Source organism: Ammoniphilus soli (genome assembly GCF_040813775.1).
Genome location: NZ_JBEGDL010000044.1, coordinates 12076 through 37475, shown reverse-complemented (window position 1 = coordinate 37475; position 25400 = coordinate 12076). Strand labels below are relative to the sequence as shown.

The 25400-nt window shown below is 45.6% G+C and carries 21 protein-coding genes; all 21 read right to left on the bottom strand.

From position 1 onward, the window contains the following. Positions 1–217: 217 nt before the first annotated feature. A complete protein-coding gene (gene yhfH / locus ABLT31_RS34185; RefSeq protein WP_367760142.1) occupies positions 218–349 on the bottom strand; it encodes a protein YhfH in 132 nt (43 codons plus the stop codon). A gap of 92 nt (positions 350–441) precedes the next feature. After that, complete coding sequence (gene aceA / locus ABLT31_RS34180) at positions 442–1722, bottom strand: isocitrate lyase (protein ID WP_367760141.1); 1281 nt, start codon at positions 1720–1722, stop codon at positions 442–444. 173 nt (positions 1723–1895) lie between these two features. Beyond that, a complete protein-coding gene (locus ABLT31_RS34175; protein ID WP_367760140.1) occupies positions 1896–2189 on the bottom strand; it encodes a hypothetical protein in 294 nt (97 codons plus the stop codon). 174 nt (positions 2190–2363) lie between these two features. After that, positions 2364–3563, bottom strand: coding sequence for an NADP-dependent malic enzyme (ystJ, locus tag ABLT31_RS34170; protein ID WP_367760139.1), 1200 nt, complete (start codon positions 3561–3563; stop codon positions 2364–2366). Positions 3564–3581: 18 nt separating this feature from the next. Continuing rightward, positions 3582–7037: a pyruvate carboxylase gene (gene pyc, locus ABLT31_RS34165; RefSeq protein WP_367760138.1), complete on the bottom strand. Its 3456-nt coding sequence runs from the start codon at positions 7035–7037 to the stop codon at positions 3582–3584. A 93-nt stretch (positions 7038–7130) separates the two neighbouring features. Beyond that, on the bottom strand, positions 7131–7589 hold the full coding sequence (locus ABLT31_RS34160) for a methyl-accepting chemotaxis protein (protein ID WP_367760137.1): 459 nt from the start codon (positions 7587–7589) through the stop codon (positions 7131–7133). A gap of 333 nt (positions 7590–7922) precedes the next feature. Beyond that, positions 7923–9989, bottom strand: a complete 2067-nt coding sequence (locus ABLT31_RS34155) for a (Fe-S)-binding protein (RefSeq protein WP_367760136.1) — start codon at positions 9987–9989, stop codon at positions 7923–7925. 34 nt (positions 9990–10023) lie between these two features. Continuing rightward, entirely contained in the window at positions 10024–11001 is a 978-nt protein-coding gene (locus tag ABLT31_RS34150; protein WP_367760135.1) for an electron transfer flavoprotein subunit alpha/FixB family protein, read from the bottom strand. A 13-nt stretch (positions 11002–11014) separates the two neighbouring features. Then, the gene (locus ABLT31_RS34145) at positions 11015–11782 is read right to left on the bottom strand and encodes an electron transfer flavoprotein subunit beta/FixA family protein (RefSeq protein ID WP_367760134.1); all 768 of its coding nucleotides are present in this window, start codon (positions 11780–11782) and stop codon (positions 11015–11017) included. A gap of 41 nt (positions 11783–11823) precedes the next feature. Further along, the gene (locus tag ABLT31_RS34140) at positions 11824–12966 is read right to left on the bottom strand and encodes an acyl-CoA dehydrogenase (protein WP_367760133.1); all 1143 of its coding nucleotides are present in this window, start codon (positions 12964–12966) and stop codon (positions 11824–11826) included. Positions 12967–13167: 201 nt separating this feature from the next. Then, complete coding sequence (locus ABLT31_RS34135; protein ID WP_367760132.1) at positions 13168–14679, bottom strand: fatty acid--CoA ligase family protein; 1512 nt, start codon at positions 14677–14679, stop codon at positions 13168–13170. A gap of 163 nt (positions 14680–14842) precedes the next feature. Beyond that, positions 14843–16615: an acyl-CoA dehydrogenase family protein gene (locus ABLT31_RS34130; RefSeq protein ID WP_367760131.1), complete on the bottom strand. Its 1773-nt coding sequence runs from the start codon at positions 16613–16615 to the stop codon at positions 14843–14845. Positions 16616–16636: 21 nt separating this feature from the next. After that, positions 16637–17821: an acetyl-CoA C-acyltransferase gene (locus tag ABLT31_RS34125; protein ID WP_367760130.1), complete on the bottom strand. Its 1185-nt coding sequence runs from the start codon at positions 17819–17821 to the stop codon at positions 16637–16639. 12 nt (positions 17822–17833) lie between these two features. Further along, entirely contained in the window at positions 17834–20236 is a 2403-nt protein-coding gene (locus ABLT31_RS34120; RefSeq protein WP_367760129.1) for a 3-hydroxyacyl-CoA dehydrogenase/enoyl-CoA hydratase family protein, read from the bottom strand. Positions 20237–20471: 235 nt separating this feature from the next. Beyond that, positions 20472–21065 (bottom strand): TetR/AcrR family transcriptional regulator, encoded by a 594-nt coding sequence (locus ABLT31_RS34115; RefSeq protein WP_367760128.1) that lies wholly within the window; start codon positions 21063–21065, stop codon positions 20472–20474. Between the two features lie 246 nt (positions 21066–21311). After that, a complete protein-coding gene (locus tag ABLT31_RS34110) occupies positions 21312–21509 on the bottom strand; it encodes a Spo0E family sporulation regulatory protein-aspartic acid phosphatase (protein ID WP_367760127.1) in 198 nt (65 codons plus the stop codon). Between the two features lie 306 nt (positions 21510–21815). Then, a complete protein-coding gene (locus tag ABLT31_RS34105) occupies positions 21816–22097 on the bottom strand; it encodes a hypothetical protein (RefSeq protein WP_367760126.1) in 282 nt (93 codons plus the stop codon). A gap of 387 nt (positions 22098–22484) precedes the next feature. After that, positions 22485–22892 (bottom strand): acyl-CoA thioesterase, encoded by a 408-nt coding sequence (locus tag ABLT31_RS34100; protein WP_367760125.1) that lies wholly within the window; start codon positions 22890–22892, stop codon positions 22485–22487. A 354-nt stretch (positions 22893–23246) separates the two neighbouring features. After that, positions 23247–23459: a CLC_0170 family protein gene (locus ABLT31_RS34095; RefSeq protein WP_367760124.1), complete on the bottom strand. Its 213-nt coding sequence runs from the start codon at positions 23457–23459 to the stop codon at positions 23247–23249. 23 nt (positions 23460–23482) lie between these two features. Then, the gene (locus ABLT31_RS34090; RefSeq protein WP_367760123.1) at positions 23483–24550 is read right to left on the bottom strand and encodes a Ger(x)C family spore germination protein; all 1068 of its coding nucleotides are present in this window, start codon (positions 24548–24550) and stop codon (positions 23483–23485) included. A gap of 45 nt (positions 24551–24595) precedes the next feature. Next, positions 24596–25375: an enoyl-CoA hydratase/isomerase family protein gene (locus tag ABLT31_RS34085; RefSeq protein WP_367760122.1), complete on the bottom strand. Its 780-nt coding sequence runs from the start codon at positions 25373–25375 to the stop codon at positions 24596–24598. Positions 25376–25400: the final 25 nt, after the last annotated feature.

Here is a 25400-nt window from a genome sequence, read left to right as displayed (position 1 = left end):
TTAGATAAAGCATAGACGTTGTAATAACGGATACTGTTTTCATCGGGTGGAGTGACGCACCGATGCGTTTTACAAGAGGAGTTTACATTTGCCACGTTATGAATTTAATCTATGCAACATGATTTACTTCCATATAGCAACAATACCCTGTCTATTCCTAATTTTAGGAACAACCAGGGTATCCTACCTCACCTTCTAAATCCATTCCATCCCCTCTTTACTCTTCATTTCGTCCGAAGCAACGCTCACACTCATAGATATAAGATTCTGCTTGCTCTTCAAAATGTTCACCGCATTCTCTGCATTCTTTTTGCGGTATATTCTTATATAAGTCTAGGTTTTCTGTCATATTTATTCCCCTCCCTCCATTGCTTCTTTATTAATTTTTAGGAGAGTAGAGAAACCTTCCCTACTCTCTAGCCCTAATAATCTGTAATTTATTTAGTTATGTTGGAATTGTTCTTCTTCCGTAGAACCGGCCAATGCGGTTGTAGAAGACTTCCCGCCTGTGATCACAAGAGATACTTCATCAAAATAACCCGTACCTACTTCGCGCTGATGACGAGTAGCCGTATAACCGTTTACTTCTGCCGTAAATTCAGCTTGTTGGAGTTCAGAGTAAGCCGCCATGCCACGATCTTTGTATCCACGTGCTAATTCAAACATGCTGTAATTCAAGGAATGGAATCCGGCCAAGGTAACGAATTGGAACTTGTATCCCATTTTTCCTAGTTCCTTTTGGAAGTTAGCGATGGTTTCATCATCAAGCTTCTTCTTCCAATTGAATGATGGAGAGCAGTTGTAAGCCAAAAGTTTACCAGGGAACTTAGCATGGATCGCTTCTGCAAAGCGGCGAGCTTCATCAATATTCGGTTCTGATGTTTCGCACCAGATCATATCGCAGTACGGAGCATACGCTAATCCACGTGCGATCGCTTGATCTAATCCTGGCTTCGTATAGTAGAATCCTTCCGACGTTCTTTCACCTGTTAAGAATGCGTGATCATACGGATCTGCATCACTCGTAATCAGGTTGGCTGCATTCGCATCGGTACGCGCGATGATGACGGTCGGAACGCCCATAACATCCGCAGCCAGACGAGCAGCAATTAAGTTTCGAACCGCCGTTTGAGTGGGAAGTAATACTTTACCTCCTAAATGCCCACATTTCTTTTCTGAAGATAATTGATCTTCCAGGTGAACCCCACCTGCTCCCGCTTCAATCATCGCTTTGGTTAACTCAAATACGTTCAAAGGTCCACCGAAACCAGCTTCCATATCCGCCACGATCGGAGCAAACCAGTACGTATCTCCCTTCCCCTCGGCTTGTTGAATCTGGTCGGCACGCTGAAGCGTTTGGTTAATCCGTTTGACCACTTGAGGTACGCTATTCGCTGGATATAAACTTTGGTCCGGGTACATCTGACCCGAAAGGTTGGCGTCTGCTGCGACCTGCCAACCACTCAGGTAAATTGCTTTTAATCCAGCTTTGACTTGTTGCATAGCTTGGTTTCCTGTAAGAGCGCCTAAAGCATTGATATAATCTTCTGTGTTTACAAGATTCCAAAGGCGTTCTGCCCCCATACGGGCTAAGGTTTGCTCTATAACTACCGATCCGCGAAGCTTCAGTACATCCGCAGCCGTATAGGTTCTTTCCACACCATTCCAACGATCGGACTTCCAGCTTTCTTCGATTTGACGAATTTGTTGTTCTCTAGTCATTGTTCATCTCTCCCTATCCATTTTTTGTTTATGTTAAATTGTTGTCACCAAAAGGAAGTTTAAAAGTTTTTGAGGATTGCATTGCCGTGTCTACAAAAAACTAGATAATTTTGAATGACGAATCGTGTTATATGTTAATCACTTTTGATATATAACACATTAAGCAAAAAAATTTATTCCTCGATATCTACACAGCACTCAATAGAATCTTTGTAACTCTGATGTTCCAGGCTACAGGCTCGGCATGTATTCGTCATATCAAGCTCATCCATTTTTCGAAAAACCACCACACGCGATTTTTCCGAGTGGATTTCAAGTTCTCCTCGTTCGTTCGAGGAAAGGGTTGAAATTTCATTCCCATACACAAACGTGGTTCCTATCATTTGATCGGTTGTTCGGCCTATTCCCCTATTTTGGAGAATCCAACGTTCTATTAATTCTTTTCCTGTTGCTTGTGTGAGCTTCATTTTTCACCCTACTCCTTTCTTATCTGTTATATTTTTATAATAACAGAAAAAAGGTATTTTTCAACTGTTATATAACATTTTTTTGCAAAAAATTATTCTTCCACATTTATACAGCACGTATAGCATATTTGTAACTTTGATGTTCCATACTATAAGCTCAACATGTATTTGATCTTAACTCTTTATTGGGATCGGGGCTCTTCTGGCTACACCGCTCAAAACAGCTGCCTCAGATACTGCTTCGGCAACGCAAGGCGCCACTCTCTTATCAAAAGGGTTAGGAATGATATAGTCCTCTGTCAATTCCTCTGATAAAACAAGATCAGCAATAGCATAAACTGCGGCTATTTTCATTTCTTCATTGATTTCTAAGGCCCAGACATCTAAGGCTCCACGAAATATGCCAGGAAATGCAATGACATTATTCACTTGGTTCGGGTAGTCAGAACGTCCGGTACCGATGACTTTTGCTCCCGCTTTTTTGGCCTCTTCCGGCAGGATTTCCGGATCTGGGTTCGCCATGGCAAAAATGATGGGATCCGGATTCATGGATTGGATCATTTCTGTCGTTAAAATATTTGCTGCCGAGACTCCAATAAATACATCCGCTCCACGAAGAACCTCTGCAAGAGATCCTTCCTTCTTCTTTTTATTGGTTTCCCGCGCAATGACATCCTTTATCGGATTCATCCCATAGACCCTGCCTTCATAAACGGCTCCTTTCGTATCACATAATACGACCTCTTTCACTCCCATATGAAGGAGGAGGCTGGTGACGGCGATTCCTGCTGCTCCTGCACCATTCACCACGACTTCTACATCCTCCATCTTTTTTCCTACAAGCTTCAATGCATTGATAAGGGCTGCCGCCGTCACGATAGCTGTCCCATGCTGGTCATCATGAAAGACGGGGATATTCAGTTCTTTCTTTAATTGCTGTTCTATATAAAAGCATGCAGGAGCAGCAATATCCTCCAGATTGATGCCGCCGAAGGTCGGCTCGAGCCTTTTAACCGTTTCTACAATTTCAACTGGATCCGTTGTGTTTAAACATATGGGAACAGCGTCAATTCCGGCAAAGGATTTGAAAAGTACGGCTTTTCCCTCCATGACGGGCATAGCAGCTTCAGGCCCGATATTCCCTAAGCCTAAAACAGCAGTTCCGTCTGAAACGACGGCTACCAGATTTCCTTTAATTGTATAATCATAAGCCTTTTCCGGATCTTTAAAAATCTCTTTACAAGGTTCTGCTACCCCTGGTGAATAAGCCAGGCTTAAATCTTTGGAATTTTCGACTGGAACCTTTGTTTCTACGCTCAGCTTACCCCTGAATCGGTAATGGAGTTCAAGAGCCTCTTGTCTAAATCTGTTCATTTCCTTACCCATCCTTTTCTACCTCTTATCCAAAACGATTAGTAAATCCCCTGTTTCAATGATATCGCCCATTTTCACCATCACGTCGCTTACGATAGCATCAAACTGCGCTTGGATGGTCGTTTCCATTTTCATCGCTTCCGTGACAATCAGATGTTCCCCTTTCTTCACCCGATCACCCGGTTCTGCCATGACTTTTAGCACTTTCCCCGGCATCGAGGCTCCGATTTGACCGATGTCCGCAGAATCTGCTTTGGGGCGAGAAACATTTTCGACTTTGGCCGAGCGATCGCGAATATTCACTTCCCTCGGTTGGCCATTCAGTTCAAAGTAAATCGTCTTGGTTCCATCCCCAGCCAAAGGCCCTACCGCAACGAGCTTTACGATGAGCGTTTTCCCTTGTTCAATATCTACTTTGATTTCTTCCCCTGGTCGCAATCCGTAGAAAAAAGTAGGCGTATCCAGGCAGGAAATACTTCCATAAGTCTCTGCTACCTTTTCTTTATCCAGAAAAACCTTCGGATACATGATATACGACATTACATCTGCCTCATCCGCAGGCCGTCCCAACTTTTCTTCCAATTCTCTCTTTACTTCTGCAAAATCAATGGGTGGTAGCAGCTGACCCGGGCGACAAGTGAAGTAATCGCGGTCCTTCAGGATGAGATTTCTAAGCTTTTCAGGGAATCCGCCTGGCGGTTGCCCAAGGTAGCCTTGGAAAAACTGGATAACAGATTCCGGAAAATCCAAGCGTTCTCCTCTCTCGTAAATGTTTTCTTCCGTCAGATCGTTTTGAACCATAAATAGGGCCATATCCCCTACGACTTTGGATGAGGGAGTTACCTTGACAATGTCGCCAAACATGAAGTTGACGGTCGCATATGCCTTTTTGACCTCTTCCCAACGATCGCCCAGTCCTACCGCTTTAGCCTGCTGATGAAGATTCGTATATTGGCCCCCAGGCATCTCATGATGGTAAATCTCCGAGCTTGGAGCCTTCATGCCACTTTCAAAGTTTGCATAATAATGGCGCACATCTTCCCAATAGTCCGATAGGTTTTGCAGATTGCCAAGATCAAGCCCTGTTTCCCGTTCCAACCCGCCTAAAGCAGCTGCAAGACCATTCAAGCTCGGCTGCGAGGTAAACCCTGACATAGAGCTGAGGGCCGCATCAACAATGTCAACTCCCGCTTCATAGGCTTTGAGCAAGGTCGCCATCTGGTTTCCGCTTGTATCATGCGTGTGAAGATGGATGGGGATTCCAATCTCTTCTTTTAGCGCCTTAATCAGTTGATAAGCGGAAAACGGCTTAAGCAGACCAGCCATATCCTTGATGGCAAGGATATGGGCACCTGATTTCTCCAATTCCTTGGCCAACTCGACATAATACTTTAAGGTATACTTGTCCCGTTTCGGGTCGGAAATATCACCGGTATAGCAGATGGCAGCTTCCGCTACTTTCCCTGATTCCCGCACAGCATCAATCGCCACCCGCATTCCGGGGGTCCAATTTAGGCTATCGAAAATCCGGAAGACATCAATTCCGCTTTGCGCCGCCAGCTGAACAAATTTATAAATGACGTTATCGGGATAATTCGTGTACCCTACCGCATTGGCGCCACGGAATAGCATCTGGAACAGGATATTCGGAATCTTTTCGCGAAGCAGGCGTAATCGCTCCCATGGGTCCTCATTGAGAAAGCGCATGCTCGTATCAAAAGTGGCCCCTCCCCACATTTCTAGCGAGAACAAATCCGGAGCGAGCTTGCCGGTGGCCTCAGAAATGTTGAGCAGATCAATCGTTCTGACTCTTGTTGCAAACAAAGATTGATGGGCATCCCGAAACGTTGTATCGGTAACGAGCATTCGCGGATTCGATTTAATCCAATCGATGAGCCCTTCCACACCCCGCTGTTCCAAGATTTTCTTGGTTCCTGCCGGATATTCCTGGTTAACAGATGTGGAGGGAGTACGGGGTGCTGGGAAGAGTGGCTTCTTCCCTCTCGGTACCCCAGGATGCCCGTTGACGATGGTTTCCCCAAGATAGGCAAGCATCTTTGTCCCGCGGTCTCTACGTTCCGGGAACTCGAATAAGGCGGGAGTACACTCGATAAACGTCGTATCATATTCCCCTTTCAGGAAATCTGGATGCTGTACGACATTTTCCAGAAACGGGATATTGGTCTTCACTCCCCGAATCCGGAACTCCCGAAGGGTACGGAGCATTTTCTTTGCTACCTGGCTATACGTTTTCGCCCAGGAAGAGACTTTTACCAGTAGGGAATCATAGTGCGGAGTGATGATCGCTCCTGGATATCCATTTCCGGTATCCAATCGAATCCCAAATCCGCCTCCGGAACGATAGGCCAGCAATCGACCAGTATCAGGAAGAAAATTCCGTGAAGGGTCTTCCGTCGTTACCCTGCACTGAATCGCGACGCCATTGGGGACAATTTCATGTTGGCTGTAAATGCCAATTTCCGGATCGTTAAGGGCGATTCCCTCCGCAATGCGTATTTGCGTTTGAACAATGTCAATCCCCGTAATCAATTCGGTAATCGTATGTTCCACTTGTACACGGGGGTTGACCTCGATAAAATAAAAACGGTGGTCAGGGGTTACTAAAAACTCTACGGTTCCGGCATTATAGTAACGTGCTTCTTTCATTAGCTGAATGGCGGCATCACAAATCCATTCCCTCAATTTTTCCGGGAGGGATACGCTAGGGGCAACCTCCACCAGTTTCTGGTGCCTTCTTTGAACCGAACAATCCCGTTCAAAGAGGTGTACGGTGTTGCCATGTTGATCGGCAATAATCTGTACCTCAATATGCTTTGGCCGTTCCAGATACTTCTCGACATAGACATCAGTATTGCCAAATGCGGATTTGGCTTCTGAACGGGCACGATCCAGTGCTTCTTCAAGCTCATCCGAACTTCGAACAATTCTCATCCCGCGGCCGCCACCGCCGGAGGAGGCTTTAATGATGAGAGGATATCCGTGCTCCCTTGCAAATAGCATCGCTTCCTGAAGGCTCTTGATCGGTTGCATTGTCCCCGGAACAACCGGGATTCCCGCCTTTACGGCCATCGCTCTGGCTTCAACCTTATCCCCAAACATATGGATATGGTCGGGAGATGGTCCGATAAAAGTTATCCCCTCCTCCTGACATCTCCGGGCGAATTGCGCATTCTCCGCCAAAAAGCCGTATCCCGGGTGAATGGCATCTACTTGGTTCAGCTTTGCCACTTCAAGGATATTCTCTATATCCAGATACGCTTCGATAGGACCCTTCCCTTCGCCTATCAGATAAGCCTCATCCGCTTTGAAACGGTGAAGAGAAACATTATCCTGTTCTGAATACACGGCAACGGTGCAAATTCCGAGTTCCGTACACGCTTGAAAGATACGGATCGCAATTTCCCCCCGATTGGCTACTAATAATTTACTAAATCGCTTTATTTGCCCACCCATTTTTGTTTCTCCCCTTGTCTCTTTAATTATTTGATTTCTGAGGCTCAACATTTTTTAGCAATGGAAGATTCTATATTTAATCTCTATAAGCATCTACCGATGAAGAATCCATGAGTTTATCAGCTGTTTGTACGATATGATCAAAGGCTTTGTGAAGATCCTGTATGCTGGCTGAATGTTGTGTGTATAAACAGCAATCTGCTGTACGGATACATTAACACGCTCAATAGCTCCCTGCACTTGCACAAGCTGATCTTGAATTTCTATGGAGGAATTCTTACAGTTTTCCGCCATTTTGCGGATTTCACTTACCACCGAGAAGCCACGCCCAAATTCACCCGCTCTGGCTGCTTCAATTGCCGCATTTAGGCCAAGCAATTGTGACTGCCTCGCTACCTCTTGCACAAAAGACAGAATAGAAAATATTTTGCGTATGTCCACCGTCATATGCTCCGATTCACGTAACAGATCCTGCAACCGGCAGGCTACGTCATCAGTTGCTTGTGAACCTTCTCTCGTCGTGGCTGCCATTTCTTCTACAACGGCCGACAACTCTGCAGGCTGCCAAGTGCCAACGCCTGTTCAGTTACTGTTCCTCTGAATTTCTCAATTAGTTGCCCCACGGACATCTTGAGGTCTATGTTTTTCCCTGGCAAGTAACCTATTATTTTCTCGGTATCGGCGACAACGATACATGCATCTTCCGGATAGGTTGCCTGATATATTTCCATAACGTCCAACACAGAACGTAATTTGCTTTACAAACGAACAACCACCTTTCGTTAGACAACCAATGATTTTTTTAAAAAATTCCGTGAAGGCAATACCCGACTGTGTTAATATTTTCATCGGTAACAGGTTGAGACGATAATACAAATAAATTTGTTAAAGTGACCTTTCCACAATCTCCGCAATATCCAGCGTCTGTACCTGTTCCTCCGCTTCCTTTCCTTTTACCCCATCACTCATCATCGTCAAGCAGTAAGGACAATTACTTCCAATCGTCGTCGGGCTTAATCTCAGGGCCTGCTCCGTACGCTCAATGTTGACTCGTTTCCCTTGGGTCTCTTCCATCCACATATTCCCGCCTCCGGCTCCACAACACATCGCATCCTGCTTGTTTCTCTCCATTTCCAACACGTTGACTCCAGGAATGGAGTTTAAAATTTTCCGTGGAATATCATAGATATCGTTATAACGACCGATGTAGCAGGAATCATGGTACGCTACAGCTTCTTTTACTTCCTTCGCTGGTTTAATCCTTCCCTCTTGAATCAGATTCCAAATCAGCTCCGTATGATGGAAAACTTCCGCTTCTAAACCAAATTCCGGATATTCATGTTTAAAGGTATTGTAGGTATGTGGACAGATGGTAACAATCTTTTTCACATTATAAGCTTGAAAATTAGCAATATTCTCTTGGCACAATTGTTGAAACAAGAACTCATTACCCATCCGACGGGCGGTATCACCGGAGTTTCTTTCTTCGTTCCCTAAGATAGCAAACTTCACACCCGCTATATTCATGATCTTCGCGAGGGATTGGGCAATTTTCTGGCTGCGATTGTCAAAGGATCCCATGGAACCGACAAAGAACAGATACTCAAAATCCTCCACTTCCTCCACTGTAGGCACCACAATGTCTTCTCTGCCTTCGCGCCATTTGATGCGTTCCTTCCGGTTAATGCCCCATGGATTGCTTTGGCGTTCGATATTTTGGAAGTAGCGAGTCGCTTCGTGCGGCATGTTTCCTTCCGTTAACACCAAGTAACGGCGCATATCCAGAATCTTATCGACATGTTCATTGGCAACCGGACATTGATCCTCACAGTTGCGGCATGTCGTACAAGCCCAGATCTCTTCTTCGGTGATTACCTCGCCAATCAAATTAGGTATTTTAACCGTTGCCGCTACTTCCTGAGCAGCTGTTTCATCCATGAATGAAGAAGATAATGCAGAAGATCCAAAAACAAAACCGGGCATCCATGGTTTACGCGAAGTAACGGCCGCTCCTTTTTCTGTCAAATGATCCCTCATCTTCACCATGAGATCCATTGGAGATAACGTCTTCCCTGTTCCGGAAGCAGGGCACATATTCGTGCAGCGGCCGCATTCCGCGCATGCATACAGATCGATTAGCTGCTGCTGGGTAAAATTCTCGATTTTCCCGACACCGTATTCCTCGACTTCTTCATCCTCAAAATCAATCTTTCTCAACTTTCCAACAGGACCGACTTTCCTGAAAAAGACATTGAATAGAGCAAATAACTCATGTGCTTGCTTGGACTGCGGCACGAATACCATGAAGGTTAACACGGTCAACATGTGCACCCACCAAAATACGTAGAACAATACGGTTCCTGCCGTCTTTCCGATGCCGGAGAACAACACCGCTATCATTCCGGAGAATGGAGCATGGATGAGATCCGGTTCGTGCCCGAGCATCACGGATTCGAAGCCCAACGTAAGCAAGATGGAAAGGGTCAGAATGGTTAGAGCCATATAGACAAAGGCGGCTTTGGCATCTCGCTTCCATTGCAATCGCTTCAGCTTTTCTATATAGCGGCGATAAGAAGCATATACCACAGCACACAGCATGAGGAAGGTCGTCCACTCCTGCATGAGACTGAAATATTTGTGCGCGTCGCCGAATGGGAATTCATAACCCTTACTAAATCCCTTCATAACGAGTTCTATAAGTCCGATTTGGATGATCATAAAGCCATAGAACAAAATCAAATGCATACAGCCGCTTTTCTTGTCTTTAAACAATTTTCGCTGGCCGAACACATTCACTAGCACAGCATTCAAGCGTTCTTTGAGATTCGGTTCAAAAGCAGCTTTCTTGCCGAGCTTCACAAACAAATAGCGGCTGTATACGAGTTGGACAAACAAATAAACCGCATATCCTGTCACAACTAGGAATGCAAGGAAATTCAGCAGTGGTAACATCCTGTTCTTCCTCCTTTGTCACGAACGTTAATATTTAACAGGAAACAAGTACATTTTTAAATTCTTCCGTCAAAAGAGGAACGACTTCAAACAGATCTCCCACAATCCCATAGTCCGCAACGGTGAAAATAGGCGCTTCCGGATCTTTGTTAATCGCTACGACGACCTTGGAATTGGACATTCCAGCCAGATGCTGGATCGCGCCGGAGATCCCGCAAGCGATATAAAGATCCGGGGTAACCACTTTTCCCGTCTGTCCAATTTGCATCGAATAATCACAATATTCGGCATCGCAAGCTCCACGAGAAGCACCTACGGCAGCACCCAGAACATCCGCCAGCGCCTGTAGCGTCTTAAAGCCATCAGCGCTTTTTACCCCTCTCCCGCCTGATACAACAATTTTTGCCTCAGACAGATCCACTCCCCCAACTGCTTTCCGAACCACTTCTTTAACCACCGTGCGGAGGTCTTTGATATCAGCAGAAAAGGCGATTTCTTCAGCCGACTTTTGATGAGCTGCCTCTCCCAGGGCCAGATTGTTCGGACGAATCGTGGCAAAGATCGTACCAGCCGATACTTTTTTCTTTTGGAAGGCCTTACCTGCATAAATCGGGCGAGTAAAAATGATTTCGCTTCCATCCAAAGCCACATCAGTCACGTCGGTAATCAACCCTAATCCCATCTTTGCTGCCACGCGAGGGGCCAAATCCTTACCGATAGACGTATGCCCCATGAAAATGACATCAGGGCTCGTCTCCTTCACTAATTGGGTCAATGCCTGTACATAAGCATCTGAGGTATATTGGTCCAACCGTTCATCTAAAACAGTGTAAACTTTATCTGCCCCATAGTGGGCCAGCGAAGTTACGAATGGGGAGGCTCCGCTGCCTAATAAGGCCGCGATGATTTCCCCGCCTTCGGCCACTATTTGGGCTGCAGACAAAGCTTCAAAAGATACGTTTCTTACGTTTCCATCCCGAGTTTCTGCCATTACCAATACTTTTTTGCTCATCTTTTATTCCCCCTTATATAACTTTCGCTTCTTGGCGAAGCAACTGGATAAGTTCTTTTACTTGATCAGCCAGTTCACCAGATAAGACTTTTCCTGCTTCCTTCTTTGGCGGCAAATATTGATCCAGAATCTCGATTTTCGCTTGGACATCTTCCGCGTTTACGCCGATCTCATCGGCAGTAAGCCGTTCAAGAGGCTTCTTTTTCGCTTTCATAATGCCGGGCAGGGACGGGTAGCGCGGTTCGTTCAACCCCTGCTGGGCCGTTACCAGTAAAGGAAGAGTAGCTTCGATAATTTCTGAATCCCCCTCCACATCTCGGACAACGGTGGCTTTTGCAGATTCGATGGTTAGCTTCGTCGCCGAGGCTACATGGGCGATGCCCAATTCTTCCGCCAGGCGCAAAGCGACTTGCCCTGCCCCGTTATCCACCGACATATTCCCGGCTAAAATGATGTCATAAGAACGATCCTTAATCACGGCAGCCAGTACTTTGGAAATCGTGTACTCATCCCCAAACAAGGACTCGTCATCAACGATGATGGCTTTATCTGCGCCCATCGCCAATGCCGTTCTAAGTGCATTCTCCGCGCGGCTCGGACCGACAGTAATGACTGTCACTTCGCCGCCGAATTCATCCCGAAGCTTGATCGCTTCTTCTACCGCATATTCATCATACGGATTGATGATGAATTCAACACCATCCTCCTGAATTTTGCCATCCTGGATGGAGATTTTCTCTTCGGTATCAAACGTTTGCTTTAAGATGACGAATATGTTCATGGGTAAATCCTCCTCAATAGACGAATGAATGGTTTCTCAAACTAGCCCTTCAACAAATATCCACCAATGACAAGACGCTGAATTTCATTGGTACCTTCATAGATTTGAGTAATCTTAGCATCCCGCATAAAGCGCTCCACTGGATATTCTCGGGTGTATCCGTAACCGCCAAAGATTTGTACCGCCTCTACTGTCACTTCCATCGCGATATCTCCCGCAAACAGCTTAGACATGGCGGATTGCAGTCCGTATGAAATCCCCTGATCCTCACGCCAAGCCGCTTGATAAGTAAGGAGCCTTGCCGCTTCAATCTTGGTTACCATGTCAGCCAGCTTAAACTGGATGGCTTGCTGTTTCGAAATAGGTTTGCCGAATTGGATGCGTTCTTTGGCATAAGCAAGTGCGTGATCAAGCGCTCCTTGGGAAATTCCTACCGCTTGGGCGGCAATCCCATTTCTACCGCCATCCAAGGTCATCATGGCAATCTTGAATCCCTCTCCAACTTGCCCCAGCATATTTTGTGCCGGGACTCGGCAATCTTCGAGAATGACCTCCGTTGTTGCAGAAGAACGAATCCCCAGCTTTTTCTCTTTTTTGCCTATGGAAAAGCCGGGAAAGCTCTTTTCTACGATAAAAGCCGCAATCCCGTTATGCTTAAGTTCCGGATTGGTTTGTGCAAATATGATATAGATATCTGCATAGCCGCCATTCGTTATAAAAATTTTGGAACCGTTTAAAATCCATTCATCTCCCTTTCGTACTGCAGTCGTCTTCATGCCCGCTGAATCAGATCCGGAGCCGGGCTCTGTCAGACAGTAAGCTCCCATCATCCTTCCTTCTGCCATGCCGCGTAGGTATGTCTGCTTCTGGTCTTCCGTACCGAATTTATAAATGGGCCAGCTTGCTAATGAACAGTGAGCGGACAATGTTACCGCTGCAGAAGCGTCGACTCTTGCTAATTCTTCTACTGCCAAAACATAGCTCAGGTAATCCGCACCAGCCCCTCCGTACTCCTCAGGCCAGGGAATGCCCGTAAGACCAAGCTCAGCCATCTTACGCCAAATCTCCATATCCCATGTTTCCTCTTCATCCCGTATAGCAGCAGTAGGTTCGACTTCGTTCAGGGCAAAGTCCCGAACCGTGCGCCGCATCATTTCATGTTCATCCGATAGTAGAAATTGCATAGTCTATTCCCTCCACATGATTGACTATCATTAAAACTGACTGGTCAGTTCATATTGTTATTTTAATTGCTCCATTTTCCGATGTCAAGGTATAGTAGACAAGTTTAGTACACCTTTTCCTGTCAAACTCAAAAAAAAGGACCCATCGACGTAAAGGTCTAGGCCCATGCGAAAGGTCATACATCGCAATACATTGACTAGTCAGATTTGTACAGTGGTTTTCAAGGCTTTTCGCAAGATTTTCCCTGTGGTATTTTTAGGCAGCTCCTCCATAAATTCAACCTGTCTGGGGACTTTGTATTTGGCGAGCTTGTCCTGACAAAAAGCAAGGATATCAGCAGCAGACAAGCTCTGGTCTTTTTTCACGATGCAAGCCTTCACCCTTTCCCCATATTCTTCGTCGGGAACGCCGATGACCGCCGCTTCAAGAACAAACGGGTGCTGATACAGCACTTCCTCCACTTCTCTCGGATAGACATTGTAGCCGCCCACGAGAATCATATCCTTTTTGCGGTCAACAATGAAAATATACCCATCCTCATCCATTGTTGCCATATCTCCCGTATACAGCCACCCATCACGCAGAGCCAAGGCAGTAGCTTCCGGCATCCCCAAGTAACCTAGCATGACATTCGGTCCCTGCACAATCAACTCACCCACTTTCCCTCGCGGCACTTCATTTCCGTCCGGGTCGACGACTTTATTTTTTACTCTGGGGATATCAAGACCGATTGAACCCGGTTTGCGGACTCCTTCCAACGGATTAAAAGCGGTAACAGGAGACGCTTCAGAAAGACCGTAACCCTCCAAAATGACCGTCCGATAATGGTTTTCAAATTTAACAAGAAGCTCAACCGGCATGGCAGCTCCTCCGGAAACGCATACCCTCAAAGAAGATAAATCATCGGCTGATGCATCGGGCAGCTGCAGCAAAAAGTTATACATCGTAGGAACCCCCGCAAACACGGTAGCTTTATGCTGGTGAATAGATCTGACAACTTCGGCCGGGCTAAATCTGGGAAGGATCAGGATAGTCGCACCGCTCGAGATCGGAGCGTTCATGCATACGGTCATGCAGAACACATGAAACATGGGAAGAACGGCAACCACGCGATCTTTGCTATTTAGGTTCAAAAAAGATATGGTTGACTCTGCATTGGAGGCCATATTGCGATGCGATAGCATCGCCCCTTTGGGTTTGCCCGTTGTTCCGGATGTATATAAGATAACAGCAAGGTCTTCTTCACTTAAAGAAGGGCTTTCAAAATCCGGATTAGCTTGTTTAAGCAGGCTTTCAAACGATGATGGCGAATCATCCGGCTCGGTATAAATAATCAGTTCCAGATGATGAAGTTTTTCCTGTAATGCGGATAGATTCGGTTTCTGTGATGGAATGGCAATGACCGCCTTGGCCTTGCAGTCGGAAAGAATATAGGTGATTTCATCCGTCGTATAAATCGGATTCATAGGCACAGCCGCAGCTCCGATTCGGAGGATTCCATAGTATGCAATTAAAAATTGAGGTGAATTTCCCAATAATAGGGCCACTGTGTCCCCTTTCTCCACCCCCTGTGCAGACAAGGCGAAAGCGAAACGATCAACCTTCTGGTTAAACTCAGAATAGGTTACGCTTTCATTCATGAAAATAAAGGCGTCTCGGTTCGGGTATGTTCTCGCGGCACTGATCAAATTCTCATTTAAGTTCCATCCCATTGCAAATTGCCTCCTGTTCTAAAAAAGCCATAAAAACTGACCAGTCAGTAATTTTCCTAATGATACGGATATTGCTCCGTTGTTGTCAACGATTGATTCGAAATATTCATAACCATTTAAATCGCTAGGGAGAACCTGAATGGTTTCCCCCTAGCCGACAAATTTACGATACATATTTTTCCGCCTCGATGATCTGAGCAGCAATGCGGCGTTTCAGAGAAATCGTATTCATGAAGCTAAAAGCTGCCATTTGCTTGAGCATGTACTGCCCGCTTTCATTATCCATAGCCGCCAAGGCTTCCCGGGCCCTATTTTCAATCCGGACAAAAGCCTCCTGTACATATACTTTTGTCATGTCTGCCTTATGCTGCGCTTTCTCCTTGCCGTCTTTGTTCACGGCTTTTACCGTCCGCAACCAAGCGCTTTCCATGGCAAAGATTTCAATGATGATATCGGCCAATGCATCCAGGATCTCCTGTTCCTTATCCAGCCGCTGTCGGTACTTCATGACGGCTTCCCCGCAAACCAGCAGGAAAATCTTTTTGGCCGTTTCGATGATGGCTTTTTCAAGAGCCAACGGTTCATCATCCTCAATGGATGGGGATGCGTAAGAGGCCAGTTCCTTTTGCAGATTCTGGACTGCGCTCATGAAGGGAAGTTCCCCTTTGGCCGCCTTCTTCAGCAATGTGCCCGGAATCAACAGGCGATTGATTTCATTTGTTCCCTCAAAAATACGGTTGATGCGGGAGTCACGGTAAATCCGTTCGATTTTATATTCCTGGGTGAAGCCGTATCCTCCATGAATCTGTACCCCTTCATCCGCTACAAAATCAAGGCATTCTGATCCGAATACCTTATTGATCGAGCATTCCAAGGCATATTCTGCAATCGCATCGCCCACTTGAGACCCTATCTCAGGGGAATCCTTTTCCAACCCCGCCAAGCCCTCTTCGATTAGGCCAGCTGTACGGTAAACCATGCTTTCTGCTGCATACGTCCGCACAGCCATATCGGCAAGCTTTTTCTGGATCAGCGGAAAGTCAGATATCGGTTTGCCGAATTGTTTCCGCTCTTTCGCATATTTAACGGACAATTCGGTGGCCCACTTGGAAGCGCCGACACAGTTCCCTCCCAGCTTGTATCTGCCGATGTTCAAAATATTGAAGGCAATGACATGACCTTTGCCGATGTCCCCAAGAACATTCTCGATCGGAACCCGGCAATCCTCCAAGATGAGCGGCCGGGTCGATGAGCCCTTAATCCCCATCTTCTTTTCCTCTGCGCCGGTAGATACGCCCGGATAATCCTTTTCAACGATAAAAGCGGTAAACTTTTCTCCGTCAATCTTGGCATAAACGATAAAGATGTCGGCAAAGCCAGCATTGGTGATAAACTGCTTTGTCCCGTTCAGGATGTAATGGCTTCCATCCTCGCTCAGCACCGCAGTTGCCTTCGCCCCTAAAGCATCCGACCCGGAAGAAGGCTCAGTCAAGCAATAGGCGCCTAATAATTCTCCCGTAGCCAACCCCGGCAGATAACGCTTTTTCTGCTGCTCCGTACCAAACATGGCGATCGGCAAGCTCCCGATGCCGACATGGCATGTATGGCTGACGGCCAGGGAAGAACTTCTGGTAAAGTTCTCTCCAATCAACAAGGAGCTAACCTTATCAAGTCCCATGCCGCCATATTCTTCCGGGATGTCTGCGCCAAGCAATCCGAGCTCTCCAGCCTGCTTTAGCAAGCTCACAATGACATCTAAATTCTGGTGTTCAATCTCCTCGTCATGGGGAAACACTTCCCCTTCTACAAAATCTGCCGTCATTTTGGCAATCATTTTATGTTCTTCCGTAAAATCTTCCGGTGTAAACACATCTTCCGTGCCGGTTTCTCTGAGCAAAAAGCTTCCGCCTTTAATAATGTCCTGCTTTAGTGTCATCGTCATATCCCCCTTATCTAATTAGTTGGATGGAAATTCGAATACGCCTGCCGCTCCCATGCCTCCCCCAATACACATGGACACGACACCGTACTTGCTTCCCCTTCTTTTCGCTTCGTGCATGATGGAAACGGTCAGTTTGGCCCCCGTGCATCCTAACGGATGACCCAAGGCAATAGCTCCACCGTTGACGTTGACTTTCTCCTCATTGAGATCCAGATGATCGACGACATACTTACACTGGGAAGCAAATGCCTCGTTGATTTCAAACAAGTCTACCTGTTCTTTGGTGATTCCTGCCATTTTTAGCGCTTTGGGAATCGCCACAACTGGTCCGATACCCATGACCTCCGGAGCCACTCCGCCTACCGCAAAAGACCTGAAGATGGCTAGCGGCTTCAATCCCAGGCTCTCTGCCTTCTCCCGGGACATCACCACGACAGCAGCCGCTCCGTCACTGGTTTGGGAGGCATTTCCCGCGGTTACAGATCCTTGGACATGGAAAACCGGCTTCAATTTGGCGAGCGATTCCATGGTCGTTCCCGGACGCACCCCCTCATCGGTATCAAAAACGAATTCCTTAGTAAGAAGCTTTCCTTCATCGGATAAAGATTTGTTCGTCACTTTCACCGGAACAATTTCTTCCTTGAATTTTCCGGACAGGATGGCTGCCGCTGCTCGTTCATGGCTCCGAACAGCATACGCATCCTGCACTTCCCGGCAAATACCATATCGTTGAGCTACTTGCTCAGCCGTATGGCCCATAGAACAGTAGATCTGAGGGGCATGCTCCATCAGATAAGGATTCGGAGACGGCTTGTATCCGACCATCGGCACATGACTCATGCTTTCTACGCCGCCCGCCACAATCACGTCGGCAAAGCCGGCCATGATCCGCTCAGCAGCAATCGCAATCGCCTGCAGTCCGGACGAACAAAACCGGTTAATAACATATCCCGGAACGCTTTCCGGTAGGCCAGCGCGAAGAGCGACGATCCTTCCCAAATTCATCCCTTGTTCCCCTTCGGGGAAAGCGCAACCGATAACGACATCCTCCACCTGATCCGGGGATAGTTCTTCCGCCCTGCGCACGCTTTCAGTAACAACAAGACCTCCCAGATCTTCCGGCCTGACGTGGCGTAAAGATCCTTTGCCCGACTTCCCGACAGCTGTTCTTACACCTGAAACAATGACAGCTTCTTTCATCTTCCGAACCTCCTAATTCCTTAATGGTTTTCCTTTCAGCAGCATGTGCTGCATCCTTGCCAAGCTCTTGGGCTCTCCGCACAGACTCAAAAAGGCTTCCCGTTCCAAATCGAGCAAATACTGCTCCGATACGATGGTATTAGCCGGAACATCCCCGCCGGATAAGACATACGCCAGTTTTTTCGCGATCTTCGCATCGTGTTCGCTAAAGTATCCGCCACACTGCATCGAATAGACAGCCAGCTTGAGAACGGCCAATCCCGGTTCCCCAACTACGCGGACTTTTTTCTGATTCCTTGGTGCATATCCTCTCGCAGAAAGAGAAAGCACTGTTTGCTTCGCATCATAAAGCAAATGATCCCGGTTTACCGAAATGCCGTCATCTTCCCGCAGAAAACCCAGGTTTTTCGCATCCTTGCCGCTGGTTGATACTTTGGCCATGGCAATCGTTTCGAAGGCCCGGTTGACATAAGGCTGCAAGTCCACTTTTCCGTCCACATCCGCCCCCTCAACAATGCGCAGCAAGACTTCTTTCGTTCCGCCCCCTCCGGGAATGACCCCAACTCCAGTTTCTACTAGCCCCATGTATATTTCGGCGGCAGCCTGGATTCTTGAAGCAGGGAAACAAAGCTCCGTTCCTCCCCCCAAGGTCATCCCGAATGGAGCCACGACAACCGGTTTCTCAAAATACTTCATGGCCATTGTGGCATCCTGAAGCTTCTTGGCGATTTGTTCAATGGACTCCCAATCCTCTGCTTGGGCATGGCTCAGAATCATCTTCAGATTGGCCCCGACGCAGAAATTCTTTCCCTGATTGCCTATGACTAGGCCACGATAATTTTTCCCGACTTCCTCCAACGCCTTATAGATCATCTCTACCAGTTGCGAGCCGATAGCATTATTCGGCGAATGGAATTCCAGGCAAGCCACTTCATCACCGATATCGATCAGGGACGCTTCATCATTCTGAAGAACCACTTTATTCTGTTCCTTTAATCGGGCTAGATTAATCCATTCTTTCGGTTCAGAAACTGGAGCTTGTTCCCCTTGTACAGTGAAATACAATGTCTGCGCTTTCGTTTTTTCATAAAAACATTTTGTTTTTCGCTTCAAAACATTCTGAACAATAGGAGGTATTTTTTCCCCTTCCTCTTTCATGCGGGTGACCGATTTTTCCACTCCGATCGCATCCCACAGTTCGAAAGGCCCCATCTCCCAATTGAAGCCCCACTTCATGGCCCGGTCTACCGCTACAATGTCATCGGCAATCTCCGGGATTTTACTGGCTGAATAGAGCAGCACCTTCTTGGTCACATTCCAGGCAAATTCACCTGCCTTATCGTCAGCATAGATCAGCGTACAGAGTTTTTCCTTTAGATCCTTTTGACCCCTTGCCGCCTCCAGGGAAGCAAACGCCGGCTTGCGGCCCGGTCTGTACTCCAGCGTACGGTAATCCAAAGCCATCGTCTCCATACCCTTTTCCCCTCTGACCTTCCGGTAAAATCCTTGACCCGCCTTATTGCCGAGCCATCCTTTCCGGATTATTTCCTTTAAAAACCCCGGAATTTCAAAGACCTCTTTTTCAGCCGCTTCCTCCGCTTGATTGAAGACATTCATTGATACATGGGCCAAAACATCCAATCCGACAAGGTCAATGGTTCGGAACGTAGCGCTGTTTGGCCTGCCTAACGCGGATCCGGTGATGGCGTCTACCTCTTCGATGGACATTTCTCGTTTCATCATTTCTTGAAGCGTGGCCATCATGGCATAGACGCCAATTCGATTGCCTATGAAATTAGGGGTGTCCTTCGCCAACACAACACCCTTCCCTAAAACTTTTTCACTGAATTGTTCCATGAAGGAAAGAAGATCCGGATCCGTTTCTTTTGCCGGAATGATTTCCAGAAGCTTCATATATCTTGGCGGATTGAAGAAATGAGTGCCGAGGAAATGCTTGCGGAACTCATCCGAACAGCCTTCTACCATTTCATTAATGGAAACGCCGGAGGTATTCGAACTGACAATCGTTCCCGGTTTCCAATGAGCTTCCACCTTCTCAAAAAGGGCCCTTTTCGCCTCCAAATTTTCTACAATGACTTCGATGACCCAATCGACCTCAGAAATGAGGTGCAAATCATCCTCAATATTTCCTATTGAAATAAGATTCAGATCTTCTTTGCTGTATAGAGGGCTGGGCTTAACCTTGGCCATGCGCTCCTTAGCCGCTTGGACAAATTTATTGCGGAAAGACCGGCAGCTTTCCGTCCATCCTTTTTTCTTGTCTTCCTCGGATAATGCAGGCGGCACCATGTCCAGCAGATAGGTGGAAACTCCTGCATTAGCCAGATGAGCGGCAATGCCTGAACCCATAACCCCTGATCCGATAACTGCTACTTTGCGAATTTTTCTTTGCATAAAAACCTCCAATTTACATGGTTGTAGGCTGGAAAATCTATTCATTTCTATATCAAACAGCGATCATTGAACTGACCAGTCAGTTTTGATATTTTTATAATATCCACGATCCCAGAGATTGTCAAGAGATAATGTGTAAGTATACACTCTTTAAGTAATAGGCCTGTTTCAGAGAAAAAAATAGAGATAAAAACGAAATGTTTTTATCTCCACAGGAGCCAACTTTGCTTGTATATTACTGTTTTTTAGGGTCCAGTTCACCTGCTTTTATCACACCGTTACACAGCATCCGCAGGCTCGATCTGATCTCTCGCGTGTTGACTTCCTGCCCTAATTCGATCTGCCTTAATGCGGTAAACATAATCATCCCAAAGAGAGAACTTGTCAGGGTCGGAATATCGACGGTAGAAGCAATAACTCCCTCTTTTTGCAGCAGACCATAGAAGGCTTCCATTTTCTCAAAGTACCTGCGGATTATCTGCTGTACTTGAAGATGAAGATTCTGCGATCCCCAGGCTTTGCTGACCAGCAATTGGCAAAGCTCCTTCTCTTCAGCGAAAAATTGCAAATGGACTTTCAATAGATTGTATAGCATATTATCTCTTGGTAAATCGCTTTGAATGACCTGATCAACGTGTTGCAGAAGCTTATCCATCCCTTTTTCCATGACAAACAAAAACAGCTCTTCTTTTGTCTTAAAATAATAATAAAGTGTTCCTTTCGCGACGGAAGCCAGTTCGGCAATATCATCCATTCTCGCTTCACTGATCTCATACTGCGAAAAAGCCTTTAATGCTCCTTCATAGATGAGGTCTTTCTTGGTCTTCATTTTCTTCATCCCTCTCGTCTTTATACCCACGGGTCAATTTTCTATATTATATACTACAATTCCCGTGATAAAAAGCAAAAAGGAACTTCTTCCAAAGGGCATAGATTCTATTTGTTGCAAGGGAAAGGATAAAAATCACCTTTCCCCATCCACACATCCTTTAAACCAAGTATTACTCCGCTTTTAATACCCCTGGAATGAACGGTCCGTGTGAGAGAAAGGATATCAATATCCAAAGGAACCCACTTAATCAGCGGTTATCTTCTCCTCTTTTCGATGAAGTCCAAGTGATGCGACCATTTTTTGTAAGTTGAGCACTAATTGATCTATCTCTTGACTTACTTTGACGACCTCCGGATCGGACAATCCTTTCTTTAATGCCAGTTCGTGCATGATTTCACGTTCATTTTCCAACTTATGCTTTAAGTTAACCAACTTCATCATCCGCATCATGTTCCTCCTCTCTCTCATCAGCTATACATACCTCCATTGTGGTCAAGGAAATTTCTTTGCCATTTCTTCCAACCTTTCAGTAAGCGCTCACTGTAGGGAAACATTTATCAATTCCCGAATGGACTAATTAACTCAAAAAATTAGGAGGGACTTTAACCCTCCCAAGTGAAGGGGTGTTGACCTTTCATGCCGGCCAACTTTTTTAGAAAAGAGTGTCAACCACTCCATCCTTTGGTTCCAAACCCATTTGAACAGAAGGATGGAGTGGTTGACTTCCTGAATATAGCTTGAGGATCATTAGCTTATTGAACGAATCTCCTTCATGACAGGAACCGGATGCAAATTCCTATTTCCCATAACAGTGGTAATGGCATGAAATTCGACCTTGCCCTCTACCTCTAAGAGGTCCCCCTCAATTTTTACCATCGAACAGCTTGGGCTTAAAATCGGAAGGATTTTGATCATGCAGCCATTCAATAGGAGCCCGGGGTCTACTTGGATAAAAGTAATGCAATTTAAATTCCTGCATTCGCTATCAAAATAGGTTCGCTTCTTGAAAATTGTCCCTTTTATTTTCAAAGTCCCTTCCCTCCTATACAATATTCAATCTTTTATGTTATTTAATATATAAACTGACTGGTCAGTTTATATATTAAATATATTATTTATACTCCATTAAGTCAACTAAGTTTATAAAAATTCACCTCAGTTATAAGGACCTGATTTATTGAGCCTTTTGCAATATATGATGCTTTTATTACCATTGAGAGTAGTCCAAAGAACGAAAAATAGCTTCACCATATGTGTTAAACTATTAATAGGTTCTCTAATATAGTTGTTCCTGGTATACTCCCATTTTATTGCACGATGTTAAGATAGCTACGTATAGTACCTTACTGTTATCTTCATGAGAAATTGTCCGGTAACGAAAATCGATTATTGATTTAACTGTTTGATATTTTATTATTAAAGTTCGACTCGTTCATAATATTTCAGCTTTTCAACAGTTCGCTCATTCAGCGGTTCACTTTTCTGTGCCGTAAAACTGAAAGAAACTAACACTACTTCCCCTTCTGCAATCAACTCTTCACTTGCTTGATCAAGGATTTTATGTTTTAGTTTTATGCTTGTGCGTCCGATATGACTGACCCAAGTTTCAACTACGAGATTTTTATTGACATAAGCCTGTTTAAGGTAATCACAATGTGCAGATGCGACAACAAAAGACCACTCCTTTGAGTTATCCAAGATCTGAGTGTCGACAAAGAAATCGACTCTCGCCTGTTCCAGATAGATAAAAAAACTGACATTGTTGATATGTCCAAATACATCCGATTCACAATATCTCGTTCGGATAAATGATTTATGTACCATTAACATCCACCCCTCAACAAACTGAACTAACTAGTCAGTATATTTTGGTTTTAATACTACTCCTTTATCTTATGATTATCAAACAGAAATCTCCCACGAAAATCTTACCCCAGTAGTGGGCTGAATTGGTTTTTGGGCATTATGAAACTAGTCCGGTAAATCCAAAACAATCAACATTAAATATATCCATTGGACAAACGAGGGGTGCTCATCACTTCACAAAATGACGAACGACCCCACCTAAAAACAAAATGGTAACCTTATGGGCTAAAGAGTTGGGCTAATGTAGATTGGCACTTTCCGTTTAAATCGCATGAAAATCCTCACTGCAGACTCAGTGAGGATTTTATTGACTTAAAATAACCATTGCTGATAAACCCAGTTCGTCACAAATGTTAACGCTCCAAACGAGACATTAACCCACCCCAGAAAGCTCGCCACCTTTTTCTCCTTTTGCATGTCCTGCATCCCATATCCTGTTACGTCAAAATATAAGATCAATCCCCCTGTTGCGAAAAAAAACAGCACTACGTAATGGAGGTAACCAATATAGATGGCAGTGCTCATCCGATATACCTTCTTTCTAAACATTATCTCGCTTTCATCCCCACTCGACGAATCATGAGGGTTACATTGGTGTCAATCGAAATTTCCTTGTACATCTCCTGCCACTTGCTTTTTGTCTTAATGCGTTGATTCCAATATTGGGGATGTTTCGCTCGTATGTATTCACCGAAGCCAAAGATGTCCGAGCCTTGCTGTTGTGTTTTTTGTATCAATACTTCTTGTCCTTTATTTATTGTTTTTGCCAGTTCCGCTTCAATCTTTAAAATCATCTCCGGCTTATTCAGCTCAAATTGTTCATTAGATTTTTCGACCAAATTGCCTTCGATATTGACATTGGCGGTCACGTATGGCCGACCGTCCTTGATATCCACCCGAATTTTTGTTTTCCGGTTGATCACTTCCATCATGACAGTACCCGATGTTCCCGATACTGGGATTAAGACCGAATACCCCCCTTGTTCAACTCCCGTTAACTCCATGAATATGCCTATCTCCAAGGGCAGGGTCACTCCAACCATCTTATCCACTTTAAAATAGGCGATACCTTCAATGAAAATATTATTTTGCCTTACTTCGACATAAGGAAGATACGGTTCTCTTTCTTTAGCTGAAGAGGCGCTCCAAAAGTTTCCAAGAAAGTCGTTTGGTAATTTTCCTAGCTTCACCGCCTGATCCATCGTGGCTGTCAAATACAGCGTAGGTACCCGTTCCAATTGGGGAGAGGTCAGCATTGCCTTGGCCGCATTTCCTTTGGAGACCATCATCCAAGCGGTCCTTCTCACTTCCGGATTGCGACGCAAATAATCATTCAAGTTTTGTACTCCTTTTTTCGCGATCGCCTCACTGATCACAATCCCACGCAAATGACCAAAGAACAGTCGATAAGCGACTTGCTGCTGCAGATTCATAATCGCGTCATTGACCGTATCCCCCACCACGCTAAGCACCCAGACCGGTTTCTGTTGGCCGCCTCCACCCCCTCCTCCTTCTCCAGGTCCCAAAGGAATACGGCCCGGCACACCGATCTGTACGGTCACGCGGATAATCCCTGTTGAGGGTAGAGGAATCTTCTGTTCCTTCAAATGAGTCATATCGATTTCTTCCCTTTGATCTTCCAGTCGTGCCTCATTAATCGTTTACTCCCCCGTAAAAACAGGATCTCTCTTTTCAAAGAAAGAGCGTACCGCTTCCTTATGATCCTGCGAAACCCAAAGGGTAGAAAAAATTTCAGTTTCGAGTGCCTGTGATGAGTGAAGTGAGGCATCATGCCATTGTTTTAAGGCAAGTTTAAAGCCTCTTACGGCCAATGGGGGAGAAGAACAAAGAGACTTCGCTAACTCCTCAACACGAGATACAAATTGATGTCGAGGTACGACTTGATGAACGAGTCCAATACGCTGGGCTTCTTCTGCGGTAATACGCTCTCCAAGCATTAAAAGACGACTAGCTTGTGCACGTCCGACTATATGTAATAAACGTGGGCCGCTTCCCCAACCTGTTATAATCCCCAATTTCACTTGCAAAAATCCTAATGACGTCCCTTCAACAGCAATCCGAAAATCGCAGGCCAAGGCTGTCTCACATCCACCACCCATAGCATCTCCGTTTAACGCGGCTATGACAGGAATAGGAAGCTGTTCTATGCGATTGAGTATTTTACGCATTTTCTCAGACATTTCTCTCGCATGATCGGCTGTGGTTAGACTTTCAAATTCTTTAATATCTCCGCCTGATATAAACGCTTTTTCTCCTTCACCAGTCAATATGACAACTCGAAGTAATTCATCGTTTTCAATCTCATCTAAACATCGATTTAACTCATCCATTGTGGAGTCATTAATGGCATTTCTAACTTCCGGGCGATTGATCGTGATTTTTGCAACGCACTGATTTCTTTTCAATAACACTTGTGTCATATTAACTCCTTCAAACTATGAATGT